Annotated in this window: 25 protein-coding genes; 8 read left to right on the top strand and 17 right to left on the bottom strand. The window is 41.3% G+C overall.

Annotated elements, in window-relative coordinates; translation table 11 throughout:
* The 7 genes from SNE26_RS24465 to SNE26_RS24435 all read right to left on the bottom strand — a co-directional run bounded on the left by SNE26_RS24465 (position 1) and on the right by SNE26_RS24435 (position 8,564).
* Complete coding sequence (locus SNE26_RS24465; protein ID WP_321556482.1) at positions 1-3,204, bottom strand: efflux RND transporter permease subunit; 3,204 nt, start codon at positions 3,202-3,204, stop codon at positions 1-3.
* Between the two features lie 109 nt (positions 3,205-3,313).
* Positions 3,314-4,453: an efflux RND transporter periplasmic adaptor subunit gene (locus tag SNE26_RS24460; RefSeq protein WP_321556481.1), complete on the bottom strand. Its 1,140-nt coding sequence runs from the start codon at positions 4,451-4,453 to the stop codon at positions 3,314-3,316.
* Between the two features lie 73 nt (positions 4,454-4,526).
* Positions 4,527-4,718: a hypothetical protein gene (locus tag SNE26_RS24455; RefSeq protein ID WP_321556480.1), complete on the bottom strand. Its 192-nt coding sequence runs from the start codon at positions 4,716-4,718 to the stop codon at positions 4,527-4,529.
* A 53-nt stretch (positions 4,719-4,771) separates the two neighbouring features.
* Entirely contained in the window at positions 4,772-5,362 is a 591-nt protein-coding gene (locus SNE26_RS24450) for a TetR/AcrR family transcriptional regulator (RefSeq protein ID WP_321556479.1), read from the bottom strand.
* A 272-nt stretch (positions 5,363-5,634) separates the two neighbouring features.
* Positions 5,635-6,612 (bottom strand): type I glyceraldehyde-3-phosphate dehydrogenase, encoded by a 978-nt coding sequence (gene gap, locus SNE26_RS24445; RefSeq protein WP_321556478.1) that lies wholly within the window; start codon positions 6,610-6,612, stop codon positions 5,635-5,637.
* Positions 6,613-6,648: 36 nt separating this feature from the next.
* Positions 6,649-7,692, bottom strand: coding sequence for a GlxA family transcriptional regulator (locus SNE26_RS24440; RefSeq protein WP_321556477.1), 1,044 nt, complete (start codon positions 7,690-7,692; stop codon positions 6,649-6,651).
* A 128-nt stretch (positions 7,693-7,820) separates the two neighbouring features.
* On the bottom strand, positions 7,821-8,564 hold the full coding sequence (locus SNE26_RS24435; RefSeq protein WP_321556476.1) for an SDR family NAD(P)-dependent oxidoreductase: 744 nt from the start codon (positions 8,562-8,564) through the stop codon (positions 7,821-7,823).
* A gap of 168 nt (positions 8,565-8,732) precedes the next feature.
* Between SNE26_RS24435 and SNE26_RS24430 the strand changes: the two genes are divergently transcribed.
* On the top strand, positions 8,733-9,122 hold the full coding sequence (locus SNE26_RS24430) for a helix-turn-helix domain-containing protein (RefSeq protein ID WP_321556475.1): 390 nt from the start codon (positions 8,733-8,735) through the stop codon (positions 9,120-9,122).
* A gap of 109 nt (positions 9,123-9,231) precedes the next feature.
* Here SNE26_RS24430 and SNE26_RS24425 read toward each other — a convergent pair whose 3' ends face one another.
* The 5 genes from SNE26_RS24425 to SNE26_RS24405 form a co-directional block, all read right to left on the bottom strand.
* The gene (locus tag SNE26_RS24425) at positions 9,232-9,861 is read right to left on the bottom strand and encodes an HD domain-containing protein (protein ID WP_321556474.1); all 630 of its coding nucleotides are present in this window, start codon (positions 9,859-9,861) and stop codon (positions 9,232-9,234) included.
* A 182-nt stretch (positions 9,862-10,043) separates the two neighbouring features.
* Positions 10,044-10,343: a hypothetical protein gene (locus SNE26_RS24420; RefSeq protein ID WP_321556473.1), complete on the bottom strand. Its 300-nt coding sequence runs from the start codon at positions 10,341-10,343 to the stop codon at positions 10,044-10,046.
* Between the two features lie 377 nt (positions 10,344-10,720).
* Positions 10,721-11,299, bottom strand: coding sequence for a hypothetical protein (locus SNE26_RS24415; RefSeq protein WP_321556472.1), 579 nt, complete (start codon positions 11,297-11,299; stop codon positions 10,721-10,723).
* Positions 11,300-11,623: 324 nt separating this feature from the next.
* Positions 11,624-12,133, bottom strand: coding sequence for a hypothetical protein (locus tag SNE26_RS24410; RefSeq protein ID WP_321556471.1), 510 nt, complete (start codon positions 12,131-12,133; stop codon positions 11,624-11,626).
* A gap of 36 nt (positions 12,134-12,169) precedes the next feature.
* Positions 12,170-13,045: an RNA polymerase sigma factor gene (locus tag SNE26_RS24405; protein WP_321556470.1), complete on the bottom strand. Its 876-nt coding sequence runs from the start codon at positions 13,043-13,045 to the stop codon at positions 12,170-12,172.
* A gap of 376 nt (positions 13,046-13,421) precedes the next feature.
* On the opposite strand from SNE26_RS24405, the gene SNE26_RS24400 reads away from it, so the two are divergent.
* From SNE26_RS24400 to SNE26_RS24385, 4 genes are all read left to right on the top strand, one after another.
* Positions 13,422-13,793, top strand: coding sequence for a hypothetical protein (locus tag SNE26_RS24400; RefSeq protein ID WP_321556469.1), 372 nt, complete (start codon positions 13,422-13,424; stop codon positions 13,791-13,793).
* Positions 13,790-14,401, top strand: a complete 612-nt coding sequence (locus SNE26_RS24395) for a Crp/Fnr family transcriptional regulator (RefSeq protein WP_321556468.1) — start codon at positions 13,790-13,792, stop codon at positions 14,399-14,401. The genes SNE26_RS24400 and SNE26_RS24395 overlap by 4 nt, the downstream gene beginning before the upstream one ends.
* Before the next feature lie 126 nt (positions 14,402-14,527).
* Entirely contained in the window at positions 14,528-14,818 is a 291-nt protein-coding gene (locus SNE26_RS24390) for a DUF1330 domain-containing protein (RefSeq protein WP_321556467.1), read from the top strand.
* Positions 14,819-15,056: 238 nt separating this feature from the next.
* Positions 15,057-15,773, top strand: a complete 717-nt coding sequence (locus tag SNE26_RS24385; RefSeq protein ID WP_321556466.1) for an alpha/beta hydrolase — start codon at positions 15,057-15,059, stop codon at positions 15,771-15,773.
* 65 nt (positions 15,774-15,838) lie between these two features.
* Here SNE26_RS24385 and SNE26_RS24380 read toward each other — a convergent pair whose 3' ends face one another.
* Positions 15,839-16,699, bottom strand: coding sequence for a carbon-nitrogen hydrolase (locus SNE26_RS24380; protein ID WP_321556465.1), 861 nt, complete (start codon positions 16,697-16,699; stop codon positions 15,839-15,841).
* A 218-nt stretch (positions 16,700-16,917) separates the two neighbouring features.
* Here SNE26_RS24380 and SNE26_RS24375 point away from each other — a divergent pair, with 218 nt between their 5' ends.
* Complete coding sequence (locus SNE26_RS24375) at positions 16,918-17,505, top strand: TetR/AcrR family transcriptional regulator (RefSeq protein WP_321556464.1); 588 nt, start codon at positions 16,918-16,920, stop codon at positions 17,503-17,505.
* A gap of 192 nt (positions 17,506-17,697) precedes the next feature.
* Positions 17,698-18,168, top strand: a complete 471-nt coding sequence (locus SNE26_RS24370) for a DUF420 domain-containing protein (RefSeq protein WP_321556463.1) — start codon at positions 17,698-17,700, stop codon at positions 18,166-18,168.
* A 49-nt stretch (positions 18,169-18,217) separates the two neighbouring features.
* On the opposite strand, the gene SNE26_RS24365 is transcribed toward SNE26_RS24370, so the two are convergent.
* The 4 genes from SNE26_RS24365 to SNE26_RS24350 form a co-directional block, all read right to left on the bottom strand.
* Positions 18,218-18,601 (bottom strand): hypothetical protein, encoded by a 384-nt coding sequence (locus tag SNE26_RS24365; protein ID WP_321556462.1) that lies wholly within the window; start codon positions 18,599-18,601, stop codon positions 18,218-18,220.
* A 543-nt stretch (positions 18,602-19,144) separates the two neighbouring features.
* The gene (locus SNE26_RS24360; protein WP_321556461.1) at positions 19,145-20,731 is read right to left on the bottom strand and encodes a hypothetical protein; all 1,587 of its coding nucleotides are present in this window, start codon (positions 20,729-20,731) and stop codon (positions 19,145-19,147) included.
* Positions 20,732-20,737: 6 nt separating this feature from the next.
* Positions 20,738-21,823, bottom strand: coding sequence for an HlyD family secretion protein (locus SNE26_RS24355; RefSeq protein WP_321556460.1), 1,086 nt, complete (start codon positions 21,821-21,823; stop codon positions 20,738-20,740).
* Between the two features lie 25 nt (positions 21,824-21,848).
* Positions 21,849-23,159: a TolC family protein gene (locus SNE26_RS24350; protein ID WP_321556459.1), complete on the bottom strand. Its 1,311-nt coding sequence runs from the start codon at positions 23,157-23,159 to the stop codon at positions 21,849-21,851.
* Positions 23,160-23,987: 828 nt separating this feature from the next.
* Between SNE26_RS24350 and SNE26_RS24345 the strand changes: the two genes are divergently transcribed.
* Entirely contained in the window at positions 23,988-24,668 is a 681-nt protein-coding gene (locus tag SNE26_RS24345) for a metal-dependent hydrolase (protein WP_321556458.1), read from the top strand.
* The last annotated feature ends 20 nt before the right edge of the window (positions 24,669-24,688 follow it).

The raw sequence follows: 24,688 nt of genomic DNA, 5'->3' as shown, positions 1-24,688 counted from the left end.
TTAATAATTTAGGTCATCTGAAGCTGAAGCAACTTCTGTATGTTGTAAGTCGGCTTCCTTGTCATGATTTCTTGAAACCTTTTCGTGGAGGTATTGAAATATGACGAAAAGTACGGGAATGATGAAGAGCCCCAGTATTACACCACTGATCATACCGCCTGCCGCACCGTAACTGATAGAGTGGTTACCGTTTGCTGACGGCCCGGTAGCCCGCGTCATTGGAAGTATACCGGCCACAAAGGCGATTGAGGTCATGATGATCGGCCGGATACGTGCCTTTGCCGCATCAATAGCTGAATTGATCAACGTTTCACCAGCCTTTCTTCGCTGCACTGCAAATTCCACGATCAATATGGCATTCTTAGCCAAAAGGCCGATCAGCATGATCAGTGCAACCTGAACATAGATGTTGTTTTCAATGCCGGCCATGTTAATGGCAGCAAATACGCCGATCACGCCGGTAGGTATAGATAGCAATACTGAAAACGGCAGGATATAACTATTATACTGCGCAGACAACAAAAAGTATACAAAGACAAGCGACAATAGGAAAATATAGAATGATTGACCACCTGAAATAATTTCTTCACGTGTCATCCCCGAGAATTCGTATGAATAACCTGCGGGAAGCGTCTCTGCAGCGACTTGCTCTACCGCATGGATCGCGTCACCTGTACTGTAGCCTGATTTAGGATTGGCGTTGATCTGGATGGAATTATAGAGGTTGTACCTTGTTACGGCTTCTGGTCCAAGAACCGGTTTCAGTGATATCAACGAACTGATAGGTACCATTTCACCTTGTTCGTTTTTTACACTGATGTTGTCTACGGAGGATGGTGTTGCGCGATCTGTTTTGTCGGCCTGCACCATAACGCGGTAATATTTTCCAAATTTGGTAAAGTCAGATACCTGTTGACTACCATAATAAGCCTGCATGGCTTTTACCACGGCGTCTACATCAACACGAAGCTGCCCGGCCTTTTCTTCGTCTACCACCATTTCCAGCTGAGGGTAATCAGCTCGGAAGGCTGTATACGCTAAAGCGATTTCCGGGCGCTTATTCAAGGCAGCCAGGAATTTTTGAGAAATACCGGCAAACTGATCAAGTTTACCACCCGTGCGGTCCTGTAAAGCAAAATCAAGTCCGTCAACGCTGCCGAATCCGACTATGGTTGGTAACGTAAAGATAATAACGGTCGCGCCTTTGATGTCAGCCACTCTTTTGCGCATTTCGTCCATCACTGCCTCCATTCCGCCCAGTCCGTCACGTTCCTTTGTCGGAACCATGAAATCAAGGGCAGCTTCAGGACTGGTTGCCCCGGTCAGGATGTTCATGCCACTGATCTGATTTAAAACCTTGATCGCTTTCATACTCAGCAGGCGGTCATTAACTTGTTTAACTACTTCTTGAGTACGTTGCATGGAAGCTCCGGGAGGTAGCGTTATGGAAACCACCGCGATATTTTGATCCTCAGATGGGATAAAGCCAGTTCGGGTGTGGTTAACCAATATTGCTGAAATGCCAATTACTGCAACGAGGCCAAGCATCGCTACGATTTTATGCTGGACCAACCATTTCAGGCCTCTGGTATAACTACCCGTTACCCTTTCGAAACCAGCATTAAAACCGATAAAGAATCGTTGCTTAAAAGTGGTTTTCTCCATCGCATCACCGTCCTGGTGAACATTTTTAAGGAACAAGGCAGCGAGCGAGGGGCTGAGTGTCAAAGCATTGATTGCCGAGATAAAAATAGCAATGGCCAATGTAAAGGCAAATTGCTTGTAGAAAACACCTGCTGATCCTTCCATAAATCCCACCGGAAGGAAAACAGCCGCCATGACCAGCGTAATGGAAATGATCGCGGGGGTGATTTCGTGCATGGCCGCCAGCGTTGCCGGTTTGGCAGCCATTTTTGTATGCTCCATTTTAGCGTGCACGGCTTCTACAACCACGATGGCATCATCAACTACAATACCGATCGCAAGCACTAATGCAAAAAGCGTCAGCAAGTTGATGGAAAATCCGAATATGGACATAAAAAAGAATGTGCCGATAAGCGCAACAGGTACTGCAATTGCCGGTATCAGTGTTGACCGGAAATCCTGAAGAAACAAGTAAACAACGAGGAATACCAGTATGAACGCTTCGACAAGCGTATGTAATACCTGTTCAGTAGACTGATCCAGCAGGTCTTTAGAATTCCAGATGATCTGGCGGTGTATTCCTTTCGGAAAAGATTTTTCGGCCTTTTGCATGACCTTTTCGATCTCGATCAGGATAGCTCTGGCATTGGTATTCGGTAATTGGATAATCTCAAGCGTCACAGCCGGCTTGTCGTTGAAATTGGGATCACGAATCGTGGTCGTGTTGAAGGAGTCATAGGTATAAGAGCCCAGTTCAACTTTGGCAACATCTTTCAGGTGCAGCAAGGTTCCGTCACTGTTGGTACGGATCACCATATTCTCGTATCCCTTTGGATCATTGTATTTACCCTTATATTTGATCACATACTCAAATGAAACATTACTGTTGGCGCCGATCCTACCGGGAGCTGCCTCCAGGTTATGTTTTTGAATTGCCGAAGATATTTCCGATGCACTGATATGATACGCGGACATTTGAGCTGTTTTCAGCCATACGCGCATCGAGTAGTCATTATTAGCGCCGATTATGTGGGCAAGGCCAACACCCGGTATGCGTTGAATTTCAGGTAGTATATTTATGGTAGCATAGTTGGCGATAAAAGTTTTATCAAACGCGTTTTCGTTATCGGAAAACATGTTAAACGCCATGATGATACCATTCTGCGTTTTTTTGGTGGTGATGCCTGTCTGAACTACTTCCGGCGGTAATAAGCCGGTCGCTGAAGACACACGGTTCTGTACATTTACCGCGGCCTGGTCTGCATTAGTACCCAGCTTGAAATAAACATTGATTACTGCCGAACCGTCATTAGTGGCTGAAGAGCTCATGTACGACATGTTCTCGACACCATTAATAGATTCTTCCAGTGGAGGAATAACTGCGCGAAGGATGGTTTCTGCGTTAGCGCCGGGATAAAATGCCCGTACCTGAACGGTTGGTGGTGCGATATCCGGGAAGCGTTCTACGGGCAACCTTAATAGGCCCACACCACCCAGTATCACCAGGATGATAGAGACAACTGTCGCTAACACTGGCCTTTCTATAAATTTTTTCAGCATGGCTTTATTGATTATGATCTGAATAATCAGGGCAAAGCATCCCCATGCAGTGTCGAAAAGATGTCGGCACTGCCTGACAGAATGCTGTCCTTTTGTGTCTAATGATTAATTACCGGTTGTACGCGACTGTATTGTCTTTTGATGAAACAGGTTGGATTTTAGCCCCATCCTGAAGGCCTTCGACGCCTTCCAGAACGATTCTGTCACCTGATTTTAGTCCCTCTTTGATATAGAAGTTGTTTGCGGAACTACCAGAGATCGTCACGACCTGTTTGCGTACTTTGCTGCTGTCACCAACAACGTAAACAAAGCGTCTGTCCTGGATCATTGTGGTTGCTGACTGCGGAATAGCAATTACATTCCCTTCCTTAAAGGTTAAGATGATACGCCCGGTATTGCCTGAACGAAGCAAGCCGTCAGTGTTTGCGAAGGTTGCTCTGACAGAAATTGCCCCACTGTTCTTATCAAACTTTCCGTTAACCATATCGAGTTTGCCATTCACCGCATAATCCTGACCGTCTGACAAACGGAGTTTTACAGATGCAGCGCTCTTCAATTTTTCAGCGATGGTGTTTCCGGGCAGACGGCTTTTCAGGTCAGAAAATTCAGCTTCACTCAATGAGAAATAAACCCGAACGTCTTTTATGTTGGACAGGTCAGTCAATTCGTCAGCATCAGTTACCGCGAGTAAACTACCAACCTTTTTATTTAGCCGGCCAATGTAACCGGATACCGGTGCCTTTATGAGGGTATATCCAAGTTTAATTTTTGCGTCAGCGAGAATAGCTTTAGCCTGCGCTACCTTGGATCGTGCAGCATTCAGATTTGCCGAAGCCGTCTTTAGTTGCAGATCGACTACAACTTTGTTCTCCACCAGTGGCTGTACCTTATTAACTTCTATTTGTGCATTTTCTGCGGCAGCTTGTGCAGCACCAAGTTCAGCTGTAGCATTATTTACCTGTTGACGATAAACCTGATCATCGATCTGGAATAAGGGCTGTCCTTTTTGTACGAATGTGCCTTCGTCTACGAATACTTTTTCGAGGATGCCGCCGACTTGCGGCCGGATCTCAACCTCAGATTCACCTTCTATTGTTGCTGGATATTCATTCTGTGTCTCCGCGTTACCCTGGCTAACCGTGATTACGGGAAGCGACGCTGGTGCCAAGGATGTTGCTTGCGGAGTTGTAGAACATCCGACAAGCAGTGCAGCCAAAGATGCTGCTATTATCGTTGGAATTGTTTTCATGATTGTTTTTGTAATTATGTGTGTTGCTGTTTATAAATTTCCGCTGATTCAGTAATGATTTTTTTATCTTCCATTACCACATCATACCTACTTTTACTATGTAATCATACCAATTCATGATATGATGATCCCTTGGAATATAACCTGAAAGATGGTCCGGCTGGCGAGGATCTTTCTTAAAAGCATGTTCCGTTTGAGAGCCTGATTGTTCCTCGAAGAGCACGTCATCAGTTTCTATCGTTGGTATGTTGATGTCCTGATTCATTTGATTTAATTTTTGAAACATACTACTTAGTATGTTTTTAGCGCAAAAAAAAATTATTTTAGATCGTATACGAATTTTTTGAATCCTTTAAGAAACAGGCCGTATGCGCCGCTGCCGAACATTTTACCCATATTTCTTGCGCCGGCATAATTAGCCGTTATGTAAGTAGCAACCGCCTTGGGGTCGTTTGATTTATTTAATTCACCTTCTTCCTGAGCTTTAATAATCGCCGCTTCGATAGCGTCCTGCCACTCCTGGATAATACGTTTTAAAGCCGCTAAAAACGCCACATTCAACGGCGCCATTTCGTCAATCAGATTTACTGCCGGGCAACCGTAATTCACCTTAACAAAGGGAGCTTTAAATAAAAGATCTTTCATCATTTCATAAAGGTCCTTGCGAATATCACCGCTTGGATGATCAAGCGATCCACTCATGTATGGGATCAGGCCCGGATGCATAATCTCATGAATGATAGCCAGCCCCATTTCCTCTTTGTTTTTAAAATGATAAAAAAGAGCGCCCTTTGTCACAGCAGTCGTTGCGATGATCTCATCTATACTCGTAGCCTGGTAACCTTGCTTGTAGATCAGCTCGGAGGCCCGCTGTAAAATTAACATCCTTGTATCCTGTGCTTTTGACATAAAACATACTAGTTAGTATGTTGCAAATGTAAGGACGTATTTAATAAAGTAGTGTCATCGGTTTGAAATATTAATTAGCCGTGTCTTTTAAAGCAGCGCTGACAGGTCATTGAACTTAAATTATTTAACCCAAGGAGATTATTATTTATTTATCGTATGCGGTTCGTCGACATTGATCATCATAGCTATATAACAAAAGAGGCCTTTCCGGGGTTGGAAAGACCTCTTATTACATCAGGCATCATTAAAAGTCGGGATGTAATTCGACCTGGTTACAATTTAGAGACTAACTCTGCTATCCTGTTAGATATTCCTACTTCGTTGTCATACCAAGCCACTACTTTTACCATTTTATCAATGACTTTTGTCAGGGTGCCATCAACGATTGAGGAGTGCGTGTTTCCTAAAATATCTGATGAAACAAATTGCTCCTCAGTATATTCCAGGATGCCTTTCAGGGAGTTTTCCGCATAATGTTTAAAAAGGCGGTTAAGGTCGTCTACCGAAGCCTCTTTTTTCAGATTGATGGAAAGATCTACTATCGAGGCGTCGATAACAGGTACGCGGTAAGAATAGCCATCCAGTTTACCTTTCAGGTTAGGAAGTACGTCTCCAATAGCTTTTGCGGCACCTGTGGTGGTAGGAATAATGGAGTAAGAAGCTGCACGTGCCCTGCGCAGATCTTTGTGCGGAGCATCCTGTAAATTCTGATCAGCAGTGAATGCGTGGATGGTGATCATATAGCCTGATTCAATTCCGAATTCATTGTCAAGGATATGCAGGATCGGCGCAATACTTCCGGTAGTACAAGATGCCGTCGAATAAATGAGATCTTCGCTAATCAGGTCATTATTAACACCGTGCACAATTGTTTTCACCCCTCCTGTGGCAGGCGCTGTAATCAAAACTTTTTTTGCCCCGGACGTAATGTGTGCCTGTGCAGCGCTTTTGTCAGTGAAGCGCCCGGTTGATTCTATAACGACGTCAATACCAAGATCTCCCCATGGCAATTTCAGTGGATCTCTTTCGCTTAACATCAGGATTGGTTTCCCGTTAACGATGATCTTATCACTGTCAGCATTTACTTCGCCGGGAAAGCGGCCATGCGCAGTATCATATTTTAACAAGTGAACCAATGTCTTAACGTCTGTTAAGTCGTTTACGGCCACAACTTCGATATCTTTTTTGTCTTGTAGCGCTCTCAACGTCATTCTACCGATCCGGCCGAATCCATTTATTGCAATTTTCATTGTACTGTTATTGAATTTGTTATTTAATATTAATTTTTAAACGAAATCTTCTATCGAAGGAGTTGTAAGAGAGCTCCTGAAAGCCCGCCGGTAATCCGATGGAGTGATCATTAAATGCCTGAAAAATGTGCGCCGCATGGAAACCATACTACCTAATCCACATTTATCCGCAATGATTTCAATATTGGTATCCGTGTTTTCCAGATATTTGCGAGCCGTTTCAATCCTTAGCTTTTCTATGAATTTAGCCGGTGGCAAACCTGTTTGCTTATGGAAGACGCGGGTAAAGTTCCGCCTGCTCATATTCAGGTGATCAGCTATTCTCGATACGTCCATTGGCTCATGCAGATGCTCTTTAAACCAATCCTGGAGTTTACCAGCGATGTTGGTGCTTTCATACATCGGCAGCAGGTCTCCAAACTGAGCCTGATATCCTGGTCTATTTAAGTAAAAAACCAATTTCCTGGCTACCTTAATGGCCAGGTCCTTTCCATAATCTTCTTCGACCATGGCCAGGGCAAGGTCAATGCCGGAAGACACGCCTCCGGAAGTATAAATATTACCGTCGGTGGTAACGAAGGGATTGGTGTCAACTTGGACGAGCGGAAACCTCTTTCTTAATTTATCGCTAAGATCCCAATGAGTAGTCGCTTTGCGTCCGTTCAGCAAGCCGGCTTTGGCCAGGGCGAACGCGCCACCACAAACGGATCCCGTCCTGCGCGTATTACGCTCGTTAACTCCTGCCAGCCAATTAAAGAACGGCGCGTATGATTCTCCTTCAAATTCCGACAAATGGTTGCCGGCAATGATCAGCGTATCAATCGGTATTTGAAGATCCATTGCGGAATGGGTGCAGCGGATTTCCATCCCCGTGGGGGTTTTGATGATCTTGCTTTCCGTAGGGGAAACAATAGAAACATCGTAGCCTGCTTCTGTCCCGGACTCGAGTAGAAACAGGTTAGCATTAGTAAAAACGTCGGCCGGACCAGAAAAATTGATCAGCATGTTGCCGGACATGGCCACGATAACGACCTTCTTATATTTCGGATGGCAGGCATCGATTAATGACGCTGTTTTCATTTTATAAAGTTACCTACTAAAACAAATGTAGCAAAGGACATAAATGGTACACTTTGGGCCATATTAATCAATAAAAAAATGCCGTCACGCAATTCGCAACGACATTTACAATCCAACTCAAAAAATTATTATTGCTGACTGTTTAGCATATTGAACGCTTGCTGAGGGTCAGAAAAGAAGAAATCCCGGAACTGAGCGGTCATTCCTACATGGATTTCATATTGATCATTGTTGAAACCTTCGATCAGCGCTTTAGCAACATCTGCCGGAGGCATACCGTTTTTGTCGCCGCCAACTTCTTTTGAAAATTCCGTATTAACTGTAGGTGGCATGAGTTCAAATACTTTAATGTTAGAATCCTGCGCCAGTGTGTGACGTAAAGCCAATGTGTAAGAATGAACTGCAGCTTTGCTATCCGAATAGGTTGGGATAACCGACCATGGGGTAAATGCAACGATGGAGCTAACGTTTGCTATCGCAGCTTCAGCCTGGCTTTTAAGTATCGGAAGCAATTTTTCAGTTAACCTGATCAATGAAAAGTAATTTGTTTCCATTTCCTGTTTCGCTTTGTCGAACGCTCCGGCATTTTCAGAATGTTGGTAGGCAAAGGCAATACCTGCATTGTTAACCAGCACACTTAGATCCGAATATTTAGCACCTATCTCTGCTGCTAAATTGTTGATGTCATCTTCATTTGTTATATCGCATTGGATAGCAGTGGTATTGTTTAAAGATGCGGCAGCTTCTTTAAGTTTTTCAACAGACCGGCCGACAATGATGACTTTGTTGTCCTGGCTTAACAATTTAGCGGTTTCATAACCGATGCCTGATCCGCCACCGGTAATCAATATAGTCCTGTTTGAAATTTTCATGGTATTGTTATTTAATTCGAATTGAAATTTTAGGGAATTTGTATGTTAATTTATTCTTATTAATTTTACTTGCATTTTGCAAGTAAACAAAGGTATATTATTTTACTTGCATTTTGCAAGTAAAATAATTTTTTTATGAAGGGTATAAAACATCGCTCAACTTGTCCCTTGAGCTATACACTAGATTTTCTTGGCGATAAATGGTCTTTTCTGATCATCCGTGATATCATGTTGTACGGGAAATCCACCTATGGCGAATTCCTGGCTTCGGAAGAAAAAATAGCCACTAATATTCTCGGTGACCGGCTCAATATGCTCGAAGCACAGGATTTTCTAACCAAACGCGTATCCCCTGACAAAAAGAATAAGTTTATCTACAATTTAACGGAAAAAGGTATTTCCCTTGTGCCCATGGTCATGGAAATGGGCCTTTGGGGATCCCAGTATAACCCGCCCGGTCTAGCGCAGGACATTGTAGATCAATTAAAAGCAGATAAAGTCGGGACGATAGCAGCTATTCAGGAAAAACTCAGATCTGTGCTGCATAAAAACGAATGATCAAGCCTTTTTAGCTAACTGTCTTCACTTCTTTTTTGAATATGCAAGAACAGCGTGATTCGTTGAGTTACTGTGCTACCGGTCTATCATTACTGCTTTCACTATACGTTTATTCGTCGAAAGGAGCTCCTGCCAACCACGCTTTTGGATCCGGTATTTCGAGCTTGTGTCCCTGTTCGTGTGCGATGCAGGTACACATGTGGAATCGATGAGGATATGGTTGTTTGCTTTCCATTTCTTGTTTATGCATTTCGTAAAAACCATTTTTGAAGTTCAAACGCGGATAGCGAGATACGATCTCTGCCACATCTTTAGGGTCGAGACTCAGCTCAGGCGGCAACGCGATAACATCGTACAGGATGCCCAGCTGCGAAATCCGGGCTTCATCTTCCTTAAAGAGGTTGATGTCCCAGGTGTGCGCTGCAATATTAGTCCAAACTTTCCAGGTGCGGTCGTCGGTTTCCCCCCATTCTTTCAGGTATTTCCGTGCCGCGTGAGCACTTTCAACTTCGAAACGGTTCGGGCCGCGGCCATAGTCGGTAAAGCCGAGATCGTGCATTGTTGTTGAGAAAAAGATCAGCTCGCGATCTGGCTTAGAATTTTCTTTTCGTGCATACAATTCAGCGAAATAATAGCAACGCATCAGATGGTTATAAAGCATATCGTTAGATGCTGTGCGGACGAGATCGTGGGCTTGTTTGATGAGTTGGCTGTCCGGTAATTTAATGTCTGAAATCATAAATATGTTGTTTTGAATTGGTTTAAATGCAGGAATACTGTTTAGCTAAAACGAATACTATAGTAATTCTAAATGAAGCTGTAATTGAAATTGTCTTGATCAAACCAAGACTGTTTTTGGAACTCAAGTTGACCGTATGCTATCATGTTTCTCTTATTTTAAATTCATGCGATATATAAAATTTATGCTACCGAGTGATTTGAAGCCACTGATAGGATGATATCCGCGATCAGCATTCCTCTTTCACCATTTCCGTTTTCGACAGTATGGATGTATTTAAAATTCCTGTTTAGATGGTCATAGCCTAAGTCAACCAGATTAATCACAGTATCGTCAAGGCGCGTAAACAGGTTGTTTTGAATGCAAAGCAATCCGTTTCCTCCAGCGATAACGTAGTCCAGATCGTAGCCTTTAGACTGTAATTCAATTATCCTGCGAGTAATCAGGCTATTGATCTTTTTTTGTTTTGACTTTGAGATCATAGTGTCTGTATTTGGATTTCTAGTTGTTCAATCAAACAAATGTGCCATTAGTTAATATTTTGATTATTAACCAGTTGCGTATCTTCGTCTAAATTACTTCCCGACCTATCGTTAAATAATCATTATTAAAAGCGAAATAGCAGTATTGGTGGCTGGGAATAGCCTGGCACTTTAGAAGTGAAAATTGATGGTTTAGCGGGATGGAGTAGGTCAACCTGCGAAGATTAGCTCGGGTGAGAGCTATGAAGGACTATTGTTTAATAGTTTAAGTGGAGCATTTTATTTTTGAGCCCCGTGAATTTTATCACAGGGCTCGGTTTTGAGAATACTGTCGTTGCCGGCGTTTTTTCGTAAGAGGCAATTACACCTTTGCTTCTTTATGGTTTGTTGATTTTCTTCAGAGGTATTTGCAGGTTTGTGGGCCGGTTTTCAGGTTTATTAAAGGGCTTACCATCGATATGACGTGCGCCGTTAAATAACATATTTTCGAAAATAAAAATCAAATCATATTCTTTGAATGGCTCGTTAGCCGACAAACCAAAAGCCGGAACTGATTTAAGAAATACATTCTTAGATATCCCTATCGACCATGCGACCGAATCGGCAGCCGGACCTTTGTTTAGTGCCGACGTAACCTGTTCATGTAGTGGCATGATCTCGAAAGCTACATCGGCTGCATAGTCAATTTCGTATGCACCTTCCAAAATAGGATGTTGTGCGCCAATTGAGATGTGTCCGGCCATTTTCATTTCCACCAGGGGATATTGACCGTAAGGATCCGCGTAAGTGATAAATTTAAGTGTAAATTGATCGTTTGCTGGGAATGTGAATTCCCTGGTGCAGTAAAGAGGTTTAATGTCGCCGTTTTCGGATTTAACGATACCTGGCCTGATTTCAGTGCTGAGGCTTACCCATCTTCCTTCTTTAAGATTGGTTAGCAGTTGTTCAATTGACATAGGATTTATGTGTTGATGTTTGTGTTTTTAATAAAGTTGCAGCATTTATCATGTTTCTGCAAACACCCTTTCCCGCTAACAGGCATGTCTCGATTGCAAATACGGTGAACCGTTAATTCACCATCAGCTTAACTGAATATCGTTAATATCCAGCGCTTAATTTGCTGATAAGTAGCTGATTATAAGAAAATTAAAAACAATAGAAACTTATGCGATCGCTAAAAAGAAAGTTCCTTGTTTATTTTTAACAATTGGTACCTGCCTACGGACCATCAAAGTATATTTAACTGATCCATTAACTTTACGAAATTTCAGGGAAGGTAATTATGGGATTCTAAAATAAGGCCTGCCTGCCATCGGTGAAAATGGCCATGGAACGGATAAAAGAATGATCAGCAGCGCAATCGAAAAGGTTATGGCCGCGATTTTATATTTCCCTTTGTCAGTTTTCATTCTTTTGGCTTTAGCTGAGCCGATAGTTATAATTATGATGGATAGTAACATCATAGAACTATGCTCCATACTGAAAAAACGGATTTCTCTTTGATGCGCCGCGACGTGATAATTATGCCAAAAATAGCTGATCAGCGGGCTGATAAAATAAAGCCATAAACCCAAAATAAGTTGAATATGTGCTATCGTGGCCGTCCAGTGCCTTATCCTATTATCCAATACAGAATATTGCTTTTTTAACATCCAGCCGCGAAAACTACGTACGATTGCAAAGATCAGACTTGCTAACACCAGCCAGCGGAAGAACGAGTGGAATATTAGAACGATAAGATGCATCGAATTGAAATTTGACGCGAATGTAGCAAAGGAAACATACTGCATAGTATGTTTAATGTAAAAACTACTTGATCGTCAAAGTCAATTAAGGGAAAATAGCTTACGGATTTCGGGTTCTGCCAGGATATTAGCTATAAATGTCCTTTCGTCATCAATCTTTTCGTAAATCTGCTCTTCATAGAAGGTCAGGTATTTACGTTCCATCAGTTCATCTAATTGCTTGTTTTTTTTGGGCGCGATTTCGGAAATACGAGTGACCGCCTCAGCAGAAAACTGTTTTGTCTGTGGGTCTATCAAGCCGTCCTTGATGAAACCCTTTGTTTTTTTGTAGCATTTACAAGGGTTCGCTGGATTTATTAAACCACATTTATCGTCCATGAATTGAAAAAGGTCGGTCTTGGCTCTGGACAATTGCTTTCTGAAATTTTCCGCTGTCATGTTTAGCATTTGTGCCGCTACCGGACTTTTCAGATTAAAGACTGTTCCTAAGATTAGAACCATTCTTTGCTGACGATCCAGGCAAAGCAGCATGGAAGCGGTACACTTGTTCCGGAAAGCAATAATTTGATCGCTGTGTTGGCGTTGCTCCTCTGCTGACATGCTTTGATCATCATAAAGTTTATCCAAAACATCACCGAGTTCATCAAAGGAAATCATCGTTAATTCTGACTTTTTTCTTTTGCTCATCAGGAAATGATTCGTCGCAATCCGGTATAGCCAAGTCCTGAAACTGCCTTTAAATTCGAACTGACCAAGTTTTGTCAGCATGGTCATCAATATTTCCTGAGTCATATCTTGAGCATCATTGACATTTCCGATGAGCTTTAATACAACATTATAAATAAAACGTTGATGTAGTTGCACCAGATGGCCTGCCGCCTCCCGGGAGCCGCTACGTGCCTGCTCGATAAAGCGGCGCTCTTTGTTTTCGTCATAAGTTTCCGAAAATGGTGTCATCTGATATTTCCCGTATGCCAGTTTACAAAGGTAGAATTAAACTTGACTGCAATATCTTTTTGGTGGGCTTTGAAATTATCATGACTATCTCGTCGACGTCTGATAGCTTAAACTAAATATTTATTTAGTCAATAATTGAAACGAATTACCGCTTCGTGATTACATGAAATAACCGAATATCGTTAAGGCTATATCGTTTTAATTGTATAATTATTTGGTATTGAGTTACATGCACAATGGCTTAAGGTTGGAATAATTTATCTTGTCGGTACTACAGGTGATTACCGCATGGTCTCTTGTCTGGCCGTGCTTGTATCAGAGTTGTCACACTTTTTACATTCCGCATCTTACTTATAAACGTAATAAAATTATAAACATGGACAGTTTAAGGATCGCTATTAACGCCAACATTGTGGAATTTAAATCTCTCGGCAAATTTTTCAGTGAAATTTTTCCGACCAAGGAGGTACATGACGAACCTGGCTTGAAAATTATCGAGCTTCTTCCACAAAACTTATTAGAACTACATGGACCGGGTGCTTTTTCTACTCCCTTTCTTTTTTCAGAAAGTGATATAGTCATTCATTTCGGTATCGATAACCTAGACGAAGGTATCAGAATCGCAAAGAGACTGGGGTTTACTATAATTGATGAATTAACTCAAAATGAAGAATTTTACTTTCCATTCGCTTACGTTCGGATTCGCAATGGGTTTGTGCTTGGACTTTATCAAAACGTTAAGCCATGATCGATAGATATCAATTATTGAAAACTTTCAGGAAATACCTGGATGACAACATTAGCGTTACCGAACAAGACTGGAAAAAAGTCGTTGCCGCAACACAGATCATTTTGATTCCCCGTGGTAAACATTTGCTTAAAAGCGGGGAATTAAATAATAAGCAGGTTTTTATTTTGAACGGATGCCTGAGAACTTATCAGATCGGAGATACCGGCAAGGAAAATACCATGCTTTTTAAATTTGAAAACTCCTGGGCTAGTGAACACGAAAGCTTGTCATCACAAATGCCGTCCAGGTTCAATATTGAGGCAATCGAACACACCTGGGTCGCCATAATTAACGATGCTGATTTCATTTCACTTTATGAATATCTTCCCGGTTTTAAGCAACATATAAACGAGATTTTCAGAAAAGCTTTTGTGGCTTCAAATCAGCGGATCCATGCGTCCTACTTTCTCGGGGCATCAGAACGCTATTTGCAATTGCTTGCACATAACCCAGAGGTTATCCTTCGGGCGCCTCAACATATGGTTGCATCTTATCTTCAGATCAATGCAGAAACGCTGAGCCGGATAAAAAGAAAGACAACAATGAGGGCTAAACAAGCTGTTTGACGAACAAATAATTTCAATTTCTTGACTTTTTTTTATTGAGGTCAAGAAATTGTCGAAAAAGGAGCAGCGGAGGGAACGGTACATAATTTTGCAACGTTCGAATCAAACAAACGAACAATAACTATCATGTCAGCATATATTCTATTTCAACGACTTAATCAAAAAGACGCAGCGGAACTGGATTTTTACGAACAAAATATCGGGACTGCTATCGGTGATCACCCCATTGAAATTTTAGCTTACGGCACCAAGCATGAAAATCTTGAAGGACAGCCTACTGAAACAGCAAGGTTAGTGAAATTCCCATCTATGGAAGACGCTAAAAAATGGTATTACAGCGATGCTTACACCGCATTACGTGCGCATCGCACAGCAGGCGGTGATCACATGGCTGTACTGTTTGAAGGTAACGAATAATTTAAATTACCAGTTGATCATCGACTTGAAAAGCTCTCGGTTTTTCCCGGGAGCTTTTTAATTAAAAATGAACTCAGCAGAAACTTATTGTCGAAAAAGAGGGTGTGGAATCATATATATGATCATAAGATTTCTAAAAAATGAACATTGAGTTTTAGCGTCGCTAAATGGTTTTTTGCTTGTTTCCCTTTTATCCCTTAGCGCATCGTTTTTATTTTCTTGATTAAAATTTATCTATATGAAAACAAATTTCAATATCGTACTTGTTCATGGCGCATTTGGCGACGGTTCACACTGGAGATATATTATCCCGGCTTTATCCAACGCCGGCTATACCGTAAGAGCGATGCAACTTTCATTGGCTTCCTTGTCTGAAGATATCCAAAAAACGAGCGACCTGGTGAGTGCACTTAATGGCCCAACCCTTTTAGTCGGTCACTCTTACGCAGGAATGGTAATCAGTGCAGTAGGGAATCTACCAACTGTTAAAGGCATGGTGTACGTTGCAGCATTTGCTCCGGAGAAAGGGGAGTCCGTGGGAGTTTTATCCCATATCGGGGAAACACCAGAAGGTTCAACTGCTGTTGCCACAGGCCCGTCTGGGTTGCTATTTCTGGATTATGAGCGGTTTCACGAGCTTTACTGTCCGGAGGTTTCAGAAAATGAAGCCATGGTCTTGGCGTCTGCCCAAAAACCGATCTCGCAAGCGATCATCGACGGTGAGTTTGATTTTGAACCAGCATGGAAGGACAAGCCTAGTTGGTATCAGACATCTGTAAAAGATAAAATGATCATTCCGGCGACTCAGGCATTATTTATCGAAAGGATTAGGCCGATAAAAACCGTAACACTGGAGGCCGGGCATGCTACAATTATTTCTCATCATGAACTGATATCGTCCCTTATTCTTGAGGCCGCTGATTCGCTTCTCCAGGACTCCGAGCTCATGCAATAAACAATATTAACACCTGTTTTATTTTAAAGGCACTTGGTTTTAAATCAAGTGCCTTTAAAATAAATTTATATACTACGTTTGGTGAGTTCCGCATAAGAATCTATGCGGCGATCTCTAAAAAATGGCCAGTGGATACGGTAGTGCTCAGTATCATCTGTATCCACTTGCTGAACTATTACTTCTTCATTGTCAATTGAACCTTGGCGAACAATACCTCCAAAGGCGTCTGTTAACAAAGAGTTTCCGGAGAACTTTATACCAGCCTCTTCACCCACTTTGTTGGTGCTGACGATCGGAATTGCGTTAGCTACAGCATGGCCACGCACGATAGTTTGCCATCCCTGAATCTGCTCCGAACCCAGGGTCGCGTCCATATTTACTGACCAGCCAAGAGAAGTAGGGCAAATCAGGAGTTCAGCCCCCATTAGCGAAACGATTCGGGTAGCTTCAGGATACCATTGGTCCCATCCGATCAATACGCCTATGGTAGCGAACTGCGTTTTAAATACTTTATAGCCTTCATCACCCGGACTGAAATAGAATTTCTCCCGTAATTCAGCCGTGTCGGCAATATGCATTTTGCGGTATTTTCCGAGATATTTTCCGTCCGCGTCGATAACTGCTGCCGTGTTGTAATATTTGCCATTGTTGTCCAACTCAAAAAAAGAAGCAACTATCACCACCCCAAGCTCGGCCGATAACATAGACAGTGTTTGGGTCGATTGCCCAGGAACGGGCTCTGCTGCTTCAAAGTTTACTGGATCTTCGGTTTCGAGAAAATAAGCAGTTGTAAAAAGCTCTGGCAGACAGATGATCTGCGCTCCTTTTGAAGCAGCGTCACGTATCATCAGAATTGCCTTTTCAAGGTTTTCTTGTTTGTTGGCGATACATTTCATTTGTACCTGACCTATTTGAACTTTAGCCATATTTTGAAGTTTGCTGCAAAACTATGGCATTTTAAAACATACTAGGTGGTTTGTATGTAAAATTTGAAAGACATATTAGCTCTGATCGATATTAGCTTTTATTCTCTTTTACAAAAGGCATTTAGCTGAATAAACTGATATTTACTGATTAATGACAAAGAAATCCTTTGATAAGCCTGAATCATCAATATCTTTGTCGGATACCAGGCGGTATGTAAATGTCAAAAGCTCAAACAACGCGATCCGAAATATTGCAAAAAGCATTCGATCTGATTTATCGTAAGGGATATCAGGCAACGAGCGTTGATGATATTCTGGCGACTACCCAGGTGACTAAAGGTGCTTTTTACTATCACTTCAAGAACAAGGAAGAGATGGGATTGGCTACCGTCAATGAGGTTATCCACAAGGCTATACGACCATTGATCATCAAACCCCTGGAAGGAAATGAGGATTTTAGGGAGGCTATTTATGGTATGATGAAAGCGATGCTAAACGATCACACTTTCTTTAAGGTCGAATACGGTTGCCCTCTTGTAAATCTTATCGATGAGATGGCACCACTAAGCGAAGGTTTTCAGAAAACCTTAAAGTTGCAGCTTTTTGAGTGGCAAAGTGCAATCGGGCATGTTCTTAATAAGGGCATAAATGCCGGCCAGTTATCCAAAGATCACAACGCTGAACAGATCGCACTTTATATAATTGCTGGTTACAGCGGGGCCAGGAATATCGGAAAGATATACGGGAGGGAATATTACTCATCATTCCTGAATCAGTTCAAAAACTATCTCCATTCACTTAAATAATTCATTTAGCACATTACACAAAAATTCAAAGCCGACAGTGAATAGAGGTGCTTAGTGCCAAAACAGACCACCTGGTATGTTTCATAGCTCTTTAAGCTCGACTAAACTCCTGATTCACGTCAATAATAAATAATTATGATACAGAAAAACTACAAACCACTGATCTGGATATTAACACTCGTAATTAATGGTTTGATCATCATTGCTTTTTTTCTTCCAAAGCTTGAAGTGCTCAGAGGGTATAATTTTTCCCTATTGCCACTTTTTAACGCTGTTATGAATGGCTTGACATTTTTGTCATTGTTGGCCGCGCTATCAGCTATTGAAAAAAAGAATATTAAAAGGCATAAAAGTTTTGTTTTCCTTGCCTTTGCTTTTACGTCCCTTTTCCTGATTTCTTATTTATTGTACCACTTTTCGACTCCCTCTACCAAATTCGGCGGCCCCGGGTATTTGAGAGCCATTTACCTGTTCATTCTTTTAACTCATATTCCGCTTGCTATTATTATTGTTCCTTTAGCGATGGTCACCATGGGTTTCGGGTTAAACAGAAATATTCCAAAACACAGGAAAATTGCTAAATGGACCATGCCAATATGGTTATATGTTAGTCTCACGGGGGTCATTGTTTACCTGATGATATCCCCTTACTATACTCACTAAACTCTTTTTTTAAAACAAAAGGGGCGACAATAAAAATGTGCCGGGATGTTCATTGATTTATCTGACGCCGCAATTTGTATTTAATGGCTGCGCATGCTGGAGTAACTGATTGTTGTATGCCCAATAATTCGTCGACATGAGACATGCCGTAAATGTTTGAGATCTCTTTCAGAAAAATGGACGATAAATAGACTTTATTCTCGCCGTATTGAAAGTAAGTGAGCAGGTTAACATTTCTTGTTAATTTATGCCAGCTTCTAAGTTGGACCCGAGCGAAATAATCGTCTAATTGCTTGACAATAAGATTGCATTTTTCCGGCTCTGGCTGAAATTTAATGACGAGGAATAGCTGTTGGAATTTCTTGATAATGCCCTTCGATTCCTGGATTACTTCTGATAAAGCTGGCTTGATATCTGCGAAATCAGTGTTCATGTCAATCTCGGATAACCTTTCTTCCAGATGACGGTAAACGCAATATATGGACAGCAAGTGTTCATTGACGTATTCCTGGATATCGTTTGTTGCATTCAAACACACATTTTTCGCTTGGGATATCATCATGTTCAAATTTGAAAGCGATTGAATAACTGGTTCATTGATCTGATGTCATTTGCGCCATGCCGATTTTCGTGCGCGACACGATACAAGTCCGTGATTAATGCAAATAGCGTGCGATACGCCAAGTAGCTTATATACAGTTATTTATTAATTAACAACTTCTGGGTTATTACGATGGGACGTTAATTTACTGCAAGTGGTAACGAAAATGATTATCAGTAAACCCCAAGAGGAATGCTTTACCCCTTTTTCACGAATTTCGGTTAGGATAGGCTGGCTTGACTCGACTACAAATATTACCCTTTGGTAAATCTAGTTTAAAGAAGGCATTGGATTTTTAATCATATTCAGGGAATGTCACCTATCACAAAAGATGTTCTGCAACTCATCAGGTGATCGTAAAATATCGAATTGCCACTATGGTATCACAAAACCGGTGGAGTCGGTTTTATCTTTAACCCAAATAAATTTTGAAAGTATCAAACATAAGATTAAAAGCAAACCAACAATTATAATTAATCCAAATGCTTCTTTTATAGCTAGTAATGAGGCTTGCGTTTGAATTGCACTATACATGCTTTTTATAGATGAATTGACCGCGCCCTCACTTCCAAGCCCGGATTTTATGGCATTATTGTAAATGGGTTTGTAACGATCCTGTTGATAGTTATTTGCAAGATCAAGTTTTGATGCCAGTAAGTTAATATTTCGTATCGTCCGATGATAGAAGAAATTAGAGAAAAAAGATGAAAATATAACCGGCCCGATAAATTGGCGTATAGTCAGATAGTAAAACACCACTGAAAAAAACTGCAAAAAAGGAATACCGTTGGCCACGTAAATCCCAATCGCCATGTAAGACAATAGTATGGCGATACCCCTGAAAAACAGGGGAGCGAAAAAATCTGCAGAGGTTGTTTGTGTTGTAGTTAGAAAATATAGTTGTATAAAAGAAATTGTGTAACAAGTCACCGTGGCTATAATGATAATTCTAAAGTCCTGAAATCTGGTATAATACAAGTAACCTAATATTGCTGCTACTATATAGCCAGGTATCATATACAAGGAGATTTTGGTGCTTTCGATAGGATCATTTTTAACAATGATACTGATCATTGCGGTTTGTAGGTTACCTGCGCCAAAGAAAATGCCAAGAATAAACATCATCGCCAGCCCTATGGACACATTAGGATATTTAAATATTGAGAGATCAAGAAATGGTTTATCTACGATAAAAGTGCGCGCAACGACAAGTAAAAGAGATATCAGGCAAAAAATTGCAGCGACAGAAATGTCACGGGAAACAAACCAATCCTTTACCTGCCCATAGGTTAAGACATAATTTAACAGCAGCATAAATATCACGGCAAAAACCAATCCGAACCAATCGAAATTTACCAGCGTGACGCGCTTGCCGGGAAAATTGGGATGGACTAAAAAGATAATGATTAGCAATGCAAAAAACAGGGGAATATTTAGAAACAACTGACTGATTTGCCAGTTAAAAGTATTTGCCAGCCATACAAATACGATGGCAGTTAACTGTGCTATAATGAGACTTACCGGGTAGTAGACACCGTAAAGCCGATGGCGTTCTCCCTTTGGCATCAGTATCGGCAGAAGCGTTGCCAGGATTTCTAAAAGGCCGACAATCTTCAAAAAACCAGTTACAAAAGATATCATGACAAGCATAAGCGGCTGATCAGTCGTACCCAATGCAACGTTAGCCACAACAAGGCAGCTAAACACGGATATCAGGATGATCTTACTGCTGTAATGCTGTTTCAAAGACAAAACCATTGGAATTCCGCAAACCAGTCCTATCGCATAGGAATAGGAAGCCATCGTGATATCAGCAGGAATTGCGCTTAAGCTGCCTACCATATATGTTGACCCTGCACCAACAACGCCATTCGCCAAACAGATCGCGCTTAGTAAAAGGATCAAAAGAAATAAATGCAGCTTTTCATGCACCCATTCATGGAATATTTTATTTGGTTCCATTGAGGCTTAGTTAATTAATTCCACTTCTGCGTTCATTCCTGCACGGAGCAGTTCAATGTTGTTTTTTTCCGTGGTGTTGATGAAATCAATTCGTACAGGAAAGCGCTGTTGGACTTTAACAAAATTACCGGTGGAGTTGTCAACGGGGACTGCGGAGTATCTGCTGCCGGTAGCACCGGCCATGGATGTTATCCGGCCGTAAAATACCTTATTGCTGAAAGCATCTATATGAATTTTTACTTTTTCGCCTGGCGTTATCGAAGCCATTTGCGATTCAGTATAGTTTGCGGTAATCCACCGCTCGTCGCCCCTCACTATATTTACCATCGTTTGTCCCGGCTGAACGAATTGTCCTTCTTCGATAATCTTTCGTCCCACAACTCCATCATACGGTGCAGTGATTACCGTGTAGGAAAGATTTAGCATCGCATAGTCAAGTGCAGCATCTGCACGGAGAATGCCGGCCTTGGCTACGTCAATCCGCTTCCCGATTTCCTCGCTCGTGAATTTAGCACCTTGTTTGGCGTGGATAAGCGCATCATATTTAGCCCTTAGCGCATCCCTTTCAGTTTTTTGCTGGTCATATTGGAATTGCGTGATAACATCTTCCTTTAATAGGTTCGCATAGCGCCGGAAATTCACTTCGGCGTTTTCAAGTCTTGATTTGATTTCAGCAATATTGGCAGTTGAAATAGCCACGCCATTTCTTGCAACATCTTCGGTGACATTAATTACGATTTTTCCCGCTTTCGCATCCAGTACAACAGCCTCCGCCTGTTTTACCTGGATTTTATATTCGCGGTCATCTAATATTACTAACGTATCACCTTTTCTTACATGTTGATGTTCAGAAAAATTAATCGTGCGTATATAACCTTGAATCCTGGTATTAATCGGATTGATGTATGATTCTACCTGCGCATCGTTAGTGTAGACTGTTTTATCCAAGTGAAAATATGTTATTGTAGCCCATGTCAAAGCCATAAGCACAACAATAAGTGAAATGATATTGAAAAGCCAAACCCGTCTTGTCTGTTTTTTCGGTTTGGTTTCCTGTGTAACTGATTGAGGTAAGTTTTTTTCTGTTTCCATGGCTTTTGTGGTTCTGAACGGTTTATTAAAAGTTTCCGCTGGCTTTTTGTAATCTGTACCATTGGTTGATGATGTTGATCCTCGCATTGCTCAGCCGAAGTTCTGCGGCGAGTTTGGCAGTGCTCGCATCCAGAATATCCGTTATTTGCGCGAGTTGATTGATGTATTTTTTTTCAACCACCCGAAAATTATCGTCCGCTAATTCAAGACTTATCTCTAGTGTTTTATAGTCATTTTTTGCCTCCTTAAACTTCGTATACGCTGTATTTACGCCTATTTCCGTTTGTTGTTTTTGCAACTCCGACCTGGTGCGTTGTTGTGCCAGTTCCAGGTTAGCCTGCCTGATTTTGTCTTTTGCATGGTATATTGACGATATGTTGTATTGAAGTTTAATACCTGCCTGATAAGCATTGTAATAAATGTCTAACGGTTCCAGTGTAAGTAAAAACGGGCGCTGGAGTGCGTCGCCGGCATATAGCGAGAGCACCGGATATCTGGCAGACTTTTCCATTATTACGGTTTGCTCACCGATTTTTTCGTTGATTTTAGCCGCTTTCATTTCTGGTTGTTCTGCATACGCAGATTGCTGGTAATCGTATAATGTTTTTTCCGCTATAATATTATTAATAAGGGTTGTGTCAGGAGTTATATGCGTCTGTTGAGATATGCCCAATACTACACAGAGATCATTGTTAAGGATGTCGATATTGTTTTCGATATGGTCAAGGTCTAGCTTAAAATCAGCTATTTGTAACTGGTTTCTGATTAGGTCATTATGGGTAACGAGTCCTTGCTTTCGCAATTTGGTCAAATCTCCAAGCCTTCGTTGAGCCAATTGAATATTTTTGAGATATATTTTTCGTCCGTTAAAAAACTGGTAAAGTTCAAGGTATTTGCTTAAGAGAAGGATTTTAATTTCCTGTTTATCCTTCTCGTAATTGAGTGACGCGAGTTCTTCCACGAGTTTTGCGCGCTGGACATTGTGATTAATGAAGCCTCCCTTCGATAATATCTCACTTGCTCCTATAAAGTAATTATTGGATACGTGCGGCGTAGTGACATTGGAATGAAAAGAAAAATCGGGATTAAGTATCGCAATTGTGCTTAGATAACCCAAATCAGCAGACGCCCCTATTTCCGGTAGCCTGTCTGCTTTTGCAATTTCGATCCTGTTGCCGCTTATACCAATACTTTGATGAGAAACCGAAAGCAACTTCGCATTGACTTCTGTCATTTCAAACAGTTGCTCAATGGTTATCACGCGAGAGGCGGTATCCTGAGCCGAAGAATGTTGAAAGAAAAAACCGAAAATGATGAAAATTATAAAATACTTCATAAAATCTCCTTTAAGAACCTGCAGATACATTTCGTCTGCGACTCGTTTTGCTGGCACCCTGAATTGTCGCCGTTATTTTATTAAATGGAACTCGATGCCATTTTTCATGCTATTCACTTTCAAATGTTTAAATTGAGTTCATTGTAAACCTTAGTCTTAATTGCCAATGCTTTTAAGTTTCATTTCGCGGATTCTTCCAAAAGCTATTATTCTGTGAAAAGAAATGATCAGGCAGAAACATAAAATTTTAAATATCTGTGCTAGAGTGTTGCCGTGAATGAAGCTCTTTGAAGGAATAATAACACATTACATGGTCATAAAGCCTTTCTCCACATTTTTCGCGGGCGAGCACTTCTGAGGGGCGAATTATGCTAATGAGCGGAATTTTAATATCTGAAAACATGATCTTATCTTAATGTTGCTTACAACCCTTGTTGATCAGATCAAATATCAGCGTGTATTCATCGCCAGACTTATCAATTTCAAATGACTAGTGATAAATATCAAAGGTTAGTACCCAAATCTTCCTCTGTCATCAGTATTGTTCCGTTTGATATTTTCATAAAGTGAACCAGTAATTAAGTGAATAACTTTCCCAAATAATGAAGGGCTGGCTGGCAACTCTCATAAGTTTTCTGATCGGCTAAAACCGCGCACATTGGATATCAGGCTGAATTTGCCTTGACCAATCGACGGTATTTCGACTTCAGTAATGGGTGATTAACGAAATATCCTGAAGTTTTCCATCAGGTTTTTTTTTATAATATTGTTTAACAGCGCCTTATTATCCGGCACCGATTTGGTTTTAGCGATATAAACGTTAATATCATGAAAGTCACTTATTATGGGCACTCTTGCTTTTCGGTTGTGATCCAAAACAAACATTTAGTATTTGACCCTTATATTTCAGCAAATCAATTTGCGTCAGATATTGATGTTGATCAGATTAAGGCAGATTACATCTTCGTTTCTCATGCCCATTTCGATCACATTGGAGATGTTGAACGTATTGCCAACAACACAGGTGCGGTCGTCATTTCAAACTGGGAACTGACGGATTATTTCAAAAGGGAAGATCTGAAAAACGTTCGTCCAATCAACCCGGGCGGACAGTTCACGGCAGATTTCGGCACGGTAAAATGTGTTTCCTCCATTCACTCTAGTAGTCTTCCCGACGGTACTTATGGAGGAATTGCCTGTGGCTTCGTCTTTAAAAGCGCAGATGGAAATTTTTATTTCAGCGGAGACACCGGTCTTACAATGGATATGCAACTCATTACGCGATGGGCCAAGCTGGATTTCGCAGTTTTGCCAATTGGGGATGTGCTGACTATGGGGATTCAAGAAGCAATTGAGGCTTCCAGGTTTGTAGGCGTGAATAAAGTTTTGGCCGTTCATTACGACACTTTTGCAAGTATCAGAATCGATCGTCAGAAAGCAGTCGCCGAATTTGAAGCAGCGGGAATCGAACTTTTTCTGATGGAAATAGGTAGCACTATTGAATTATAAAATTTCATCCCAATTGCCGG

It is taken from the genome of Mucilaginibacter sp. cycad4 (genome assembly GCF_034263275.1).
Lineage (GTDB): Bacteria > Bacteroidota > Bacteroidia > Sphingobacteriales > Sphingobacteriaceae > Mucilaginibacter.
Note: the sequence above shows the minus strand (reverse complement) of the source record. Positions and strands in the feature narration are given on the sequence as shown.

Coding starts and splice junctions, on each gene's coding strand:
- SNE26_RS24465 (WP_321556482.1), bottom strand. CDS start 3,204: ATGCTGAAAAAATTTATAGAAAGGCCAGTGTTAGCGACAGTTGTCTCT.
- SNE26_RS24460 (WP_321556481.1), bottom strand. CDS start 4,453: ATGAAAACAATTCCAACGATAATAGCAGCATCTTTGGCTGCACTGCTT.
- SNE26_RS24455 (WP_321556480.1), bottom strand. CDS start 4,718: ATGAATCAGGACATCAACATACCAACGATAGAAACTGATGACGTGCTC.
- SNE26_RS24450 (WP_321556479.1), bottom strand. CDS start 5,362: ATGTCAAAAGCACAGGATACAAGGATGTTAATTTTACAGCGGGCCTCC.
- gap (WP_321556478.1), bottom strand. CDS start 6,612: ATGAAAATTGCAATAAATGGATTCGGCCGGATCGGTAGAATGACGTTG.
- SNE26_RS24440 (WP_321556477.1), bottom strand. CDS start 7,692: ATGAAAACAGCGTCATTAATCGATGCCTGCCATCCGAAATATAAGAAG.
- SNE26_RS24435 (WP_321556476.1), bottom strand. CDS start 8,564: ATGAAAATTTCAAACAGGACTATATTGATTACCGGTGGCGGATCAGGC.
- SNE26_RS24425 (WP_321556474.1), bottom strand. CDS start 9,861: ATGATTTCAGACATTAAATTACCGGACAGCCAACTCATCAAACAAGCC.
- SNE26_RS24420 (WP_321556473.1), bottom strand. CDS start 10,343: ATGATCTCAAAGTCAAAACAAAAAAAGATCAATAGCCTGATTACTCGC.
- SNE26_RS24415 (WP_321556472.1), bottom strand. CDS start 11,299: ATGTCAATTGAACAACTGCTAACCAATCTTAAAGAAGGAAGATGGGTA.
- SNE26_RS24410 (WP_321556471.1), bottom strand. CDS start 12,133: ATGCAGTATGTTTCCTTTGCTACATTCGCGTCAAATTTCAATTCGATG.
- SNE26_RS24405 (WP_321556470.1), bottom strand. CDS start 13,045: ATGACACCATTTTCGGAAACTTATGACGAAAACAAAGAGCGCCGCTTT.
- SNE26_RS24400 (WP_321556469.1), top strand. CDS start 13,422: ATGGACAGTTTAAGGATCGCTATTAACGCCAACATTGTGGAATTTAAA.
- SNE26_RS24395 (WP_321556468.1), top strand. CDS start 13,790: ATGATCGATAGATATCAATTATTGAAAACTTTCAGGAAATACCTGGAT.
- SNE26_RS24390 (WP_321556467.1), top strand. CDS start 14,528: ATGTCAGCATATATTCTATTTCAACGACTTAATCAAAAAGACGCAGCG.
- SNE26_RS24385 (WP_321556466.1), top strand. CDS start 15,057: ATGAAAACAAATTTCAATATCGTACTTGTTCATGGCGCATTTGGCGAC.
- SNE26_RS24380 (WP_321556465.1), bottom strand. CDS start 16,699: ATGGCTAAAGTTCAAATAGGTCAGGTACAAATGAAATGTATCGCCAAC.
- SNE26_RS24375 (WP_321556464.1), top strand. CDS start 16,918: ATGTCAAAAGCTCAAACAACGCGATCCGAAATATTGCAAAAAGCATTC.
- SNE26_RS24365 (WP_321556462.1), bottom strand. CDS start 18,601: ATGAACACTGATTTCGCAGATATCAAGCCAGCTTTATCAGAAGTAATC.
- SNE26_RS24360 (WP_321556461.1), bottom strand. CDS start 20,731: ATGGAACCAAATAAAATATTCCATGAATGGGTGCATGAAAAGCTGCAT.
- SNE26_RS24355 (WP_321556460.1), bottom strand. CDS start 21,823: ATGGAAACAGAAAAAAACTTACCTCAATCAGTTACACAGGAAACCAAA.
- SNE26_RS24350 (WP_321556459.1), bottom strand. CDS start 23,159: ATGAAGTATTTTATAATTTTCATCATTTTCGGTTTTTTCTTTCAACAT.
- SNE26_RS24345 (WP_321556458.1), top strand. CDS start 23,988: ATGAAAGTCACTTATTATGGGCACTCTTGCTTTTCGGTTGTGATCCAA.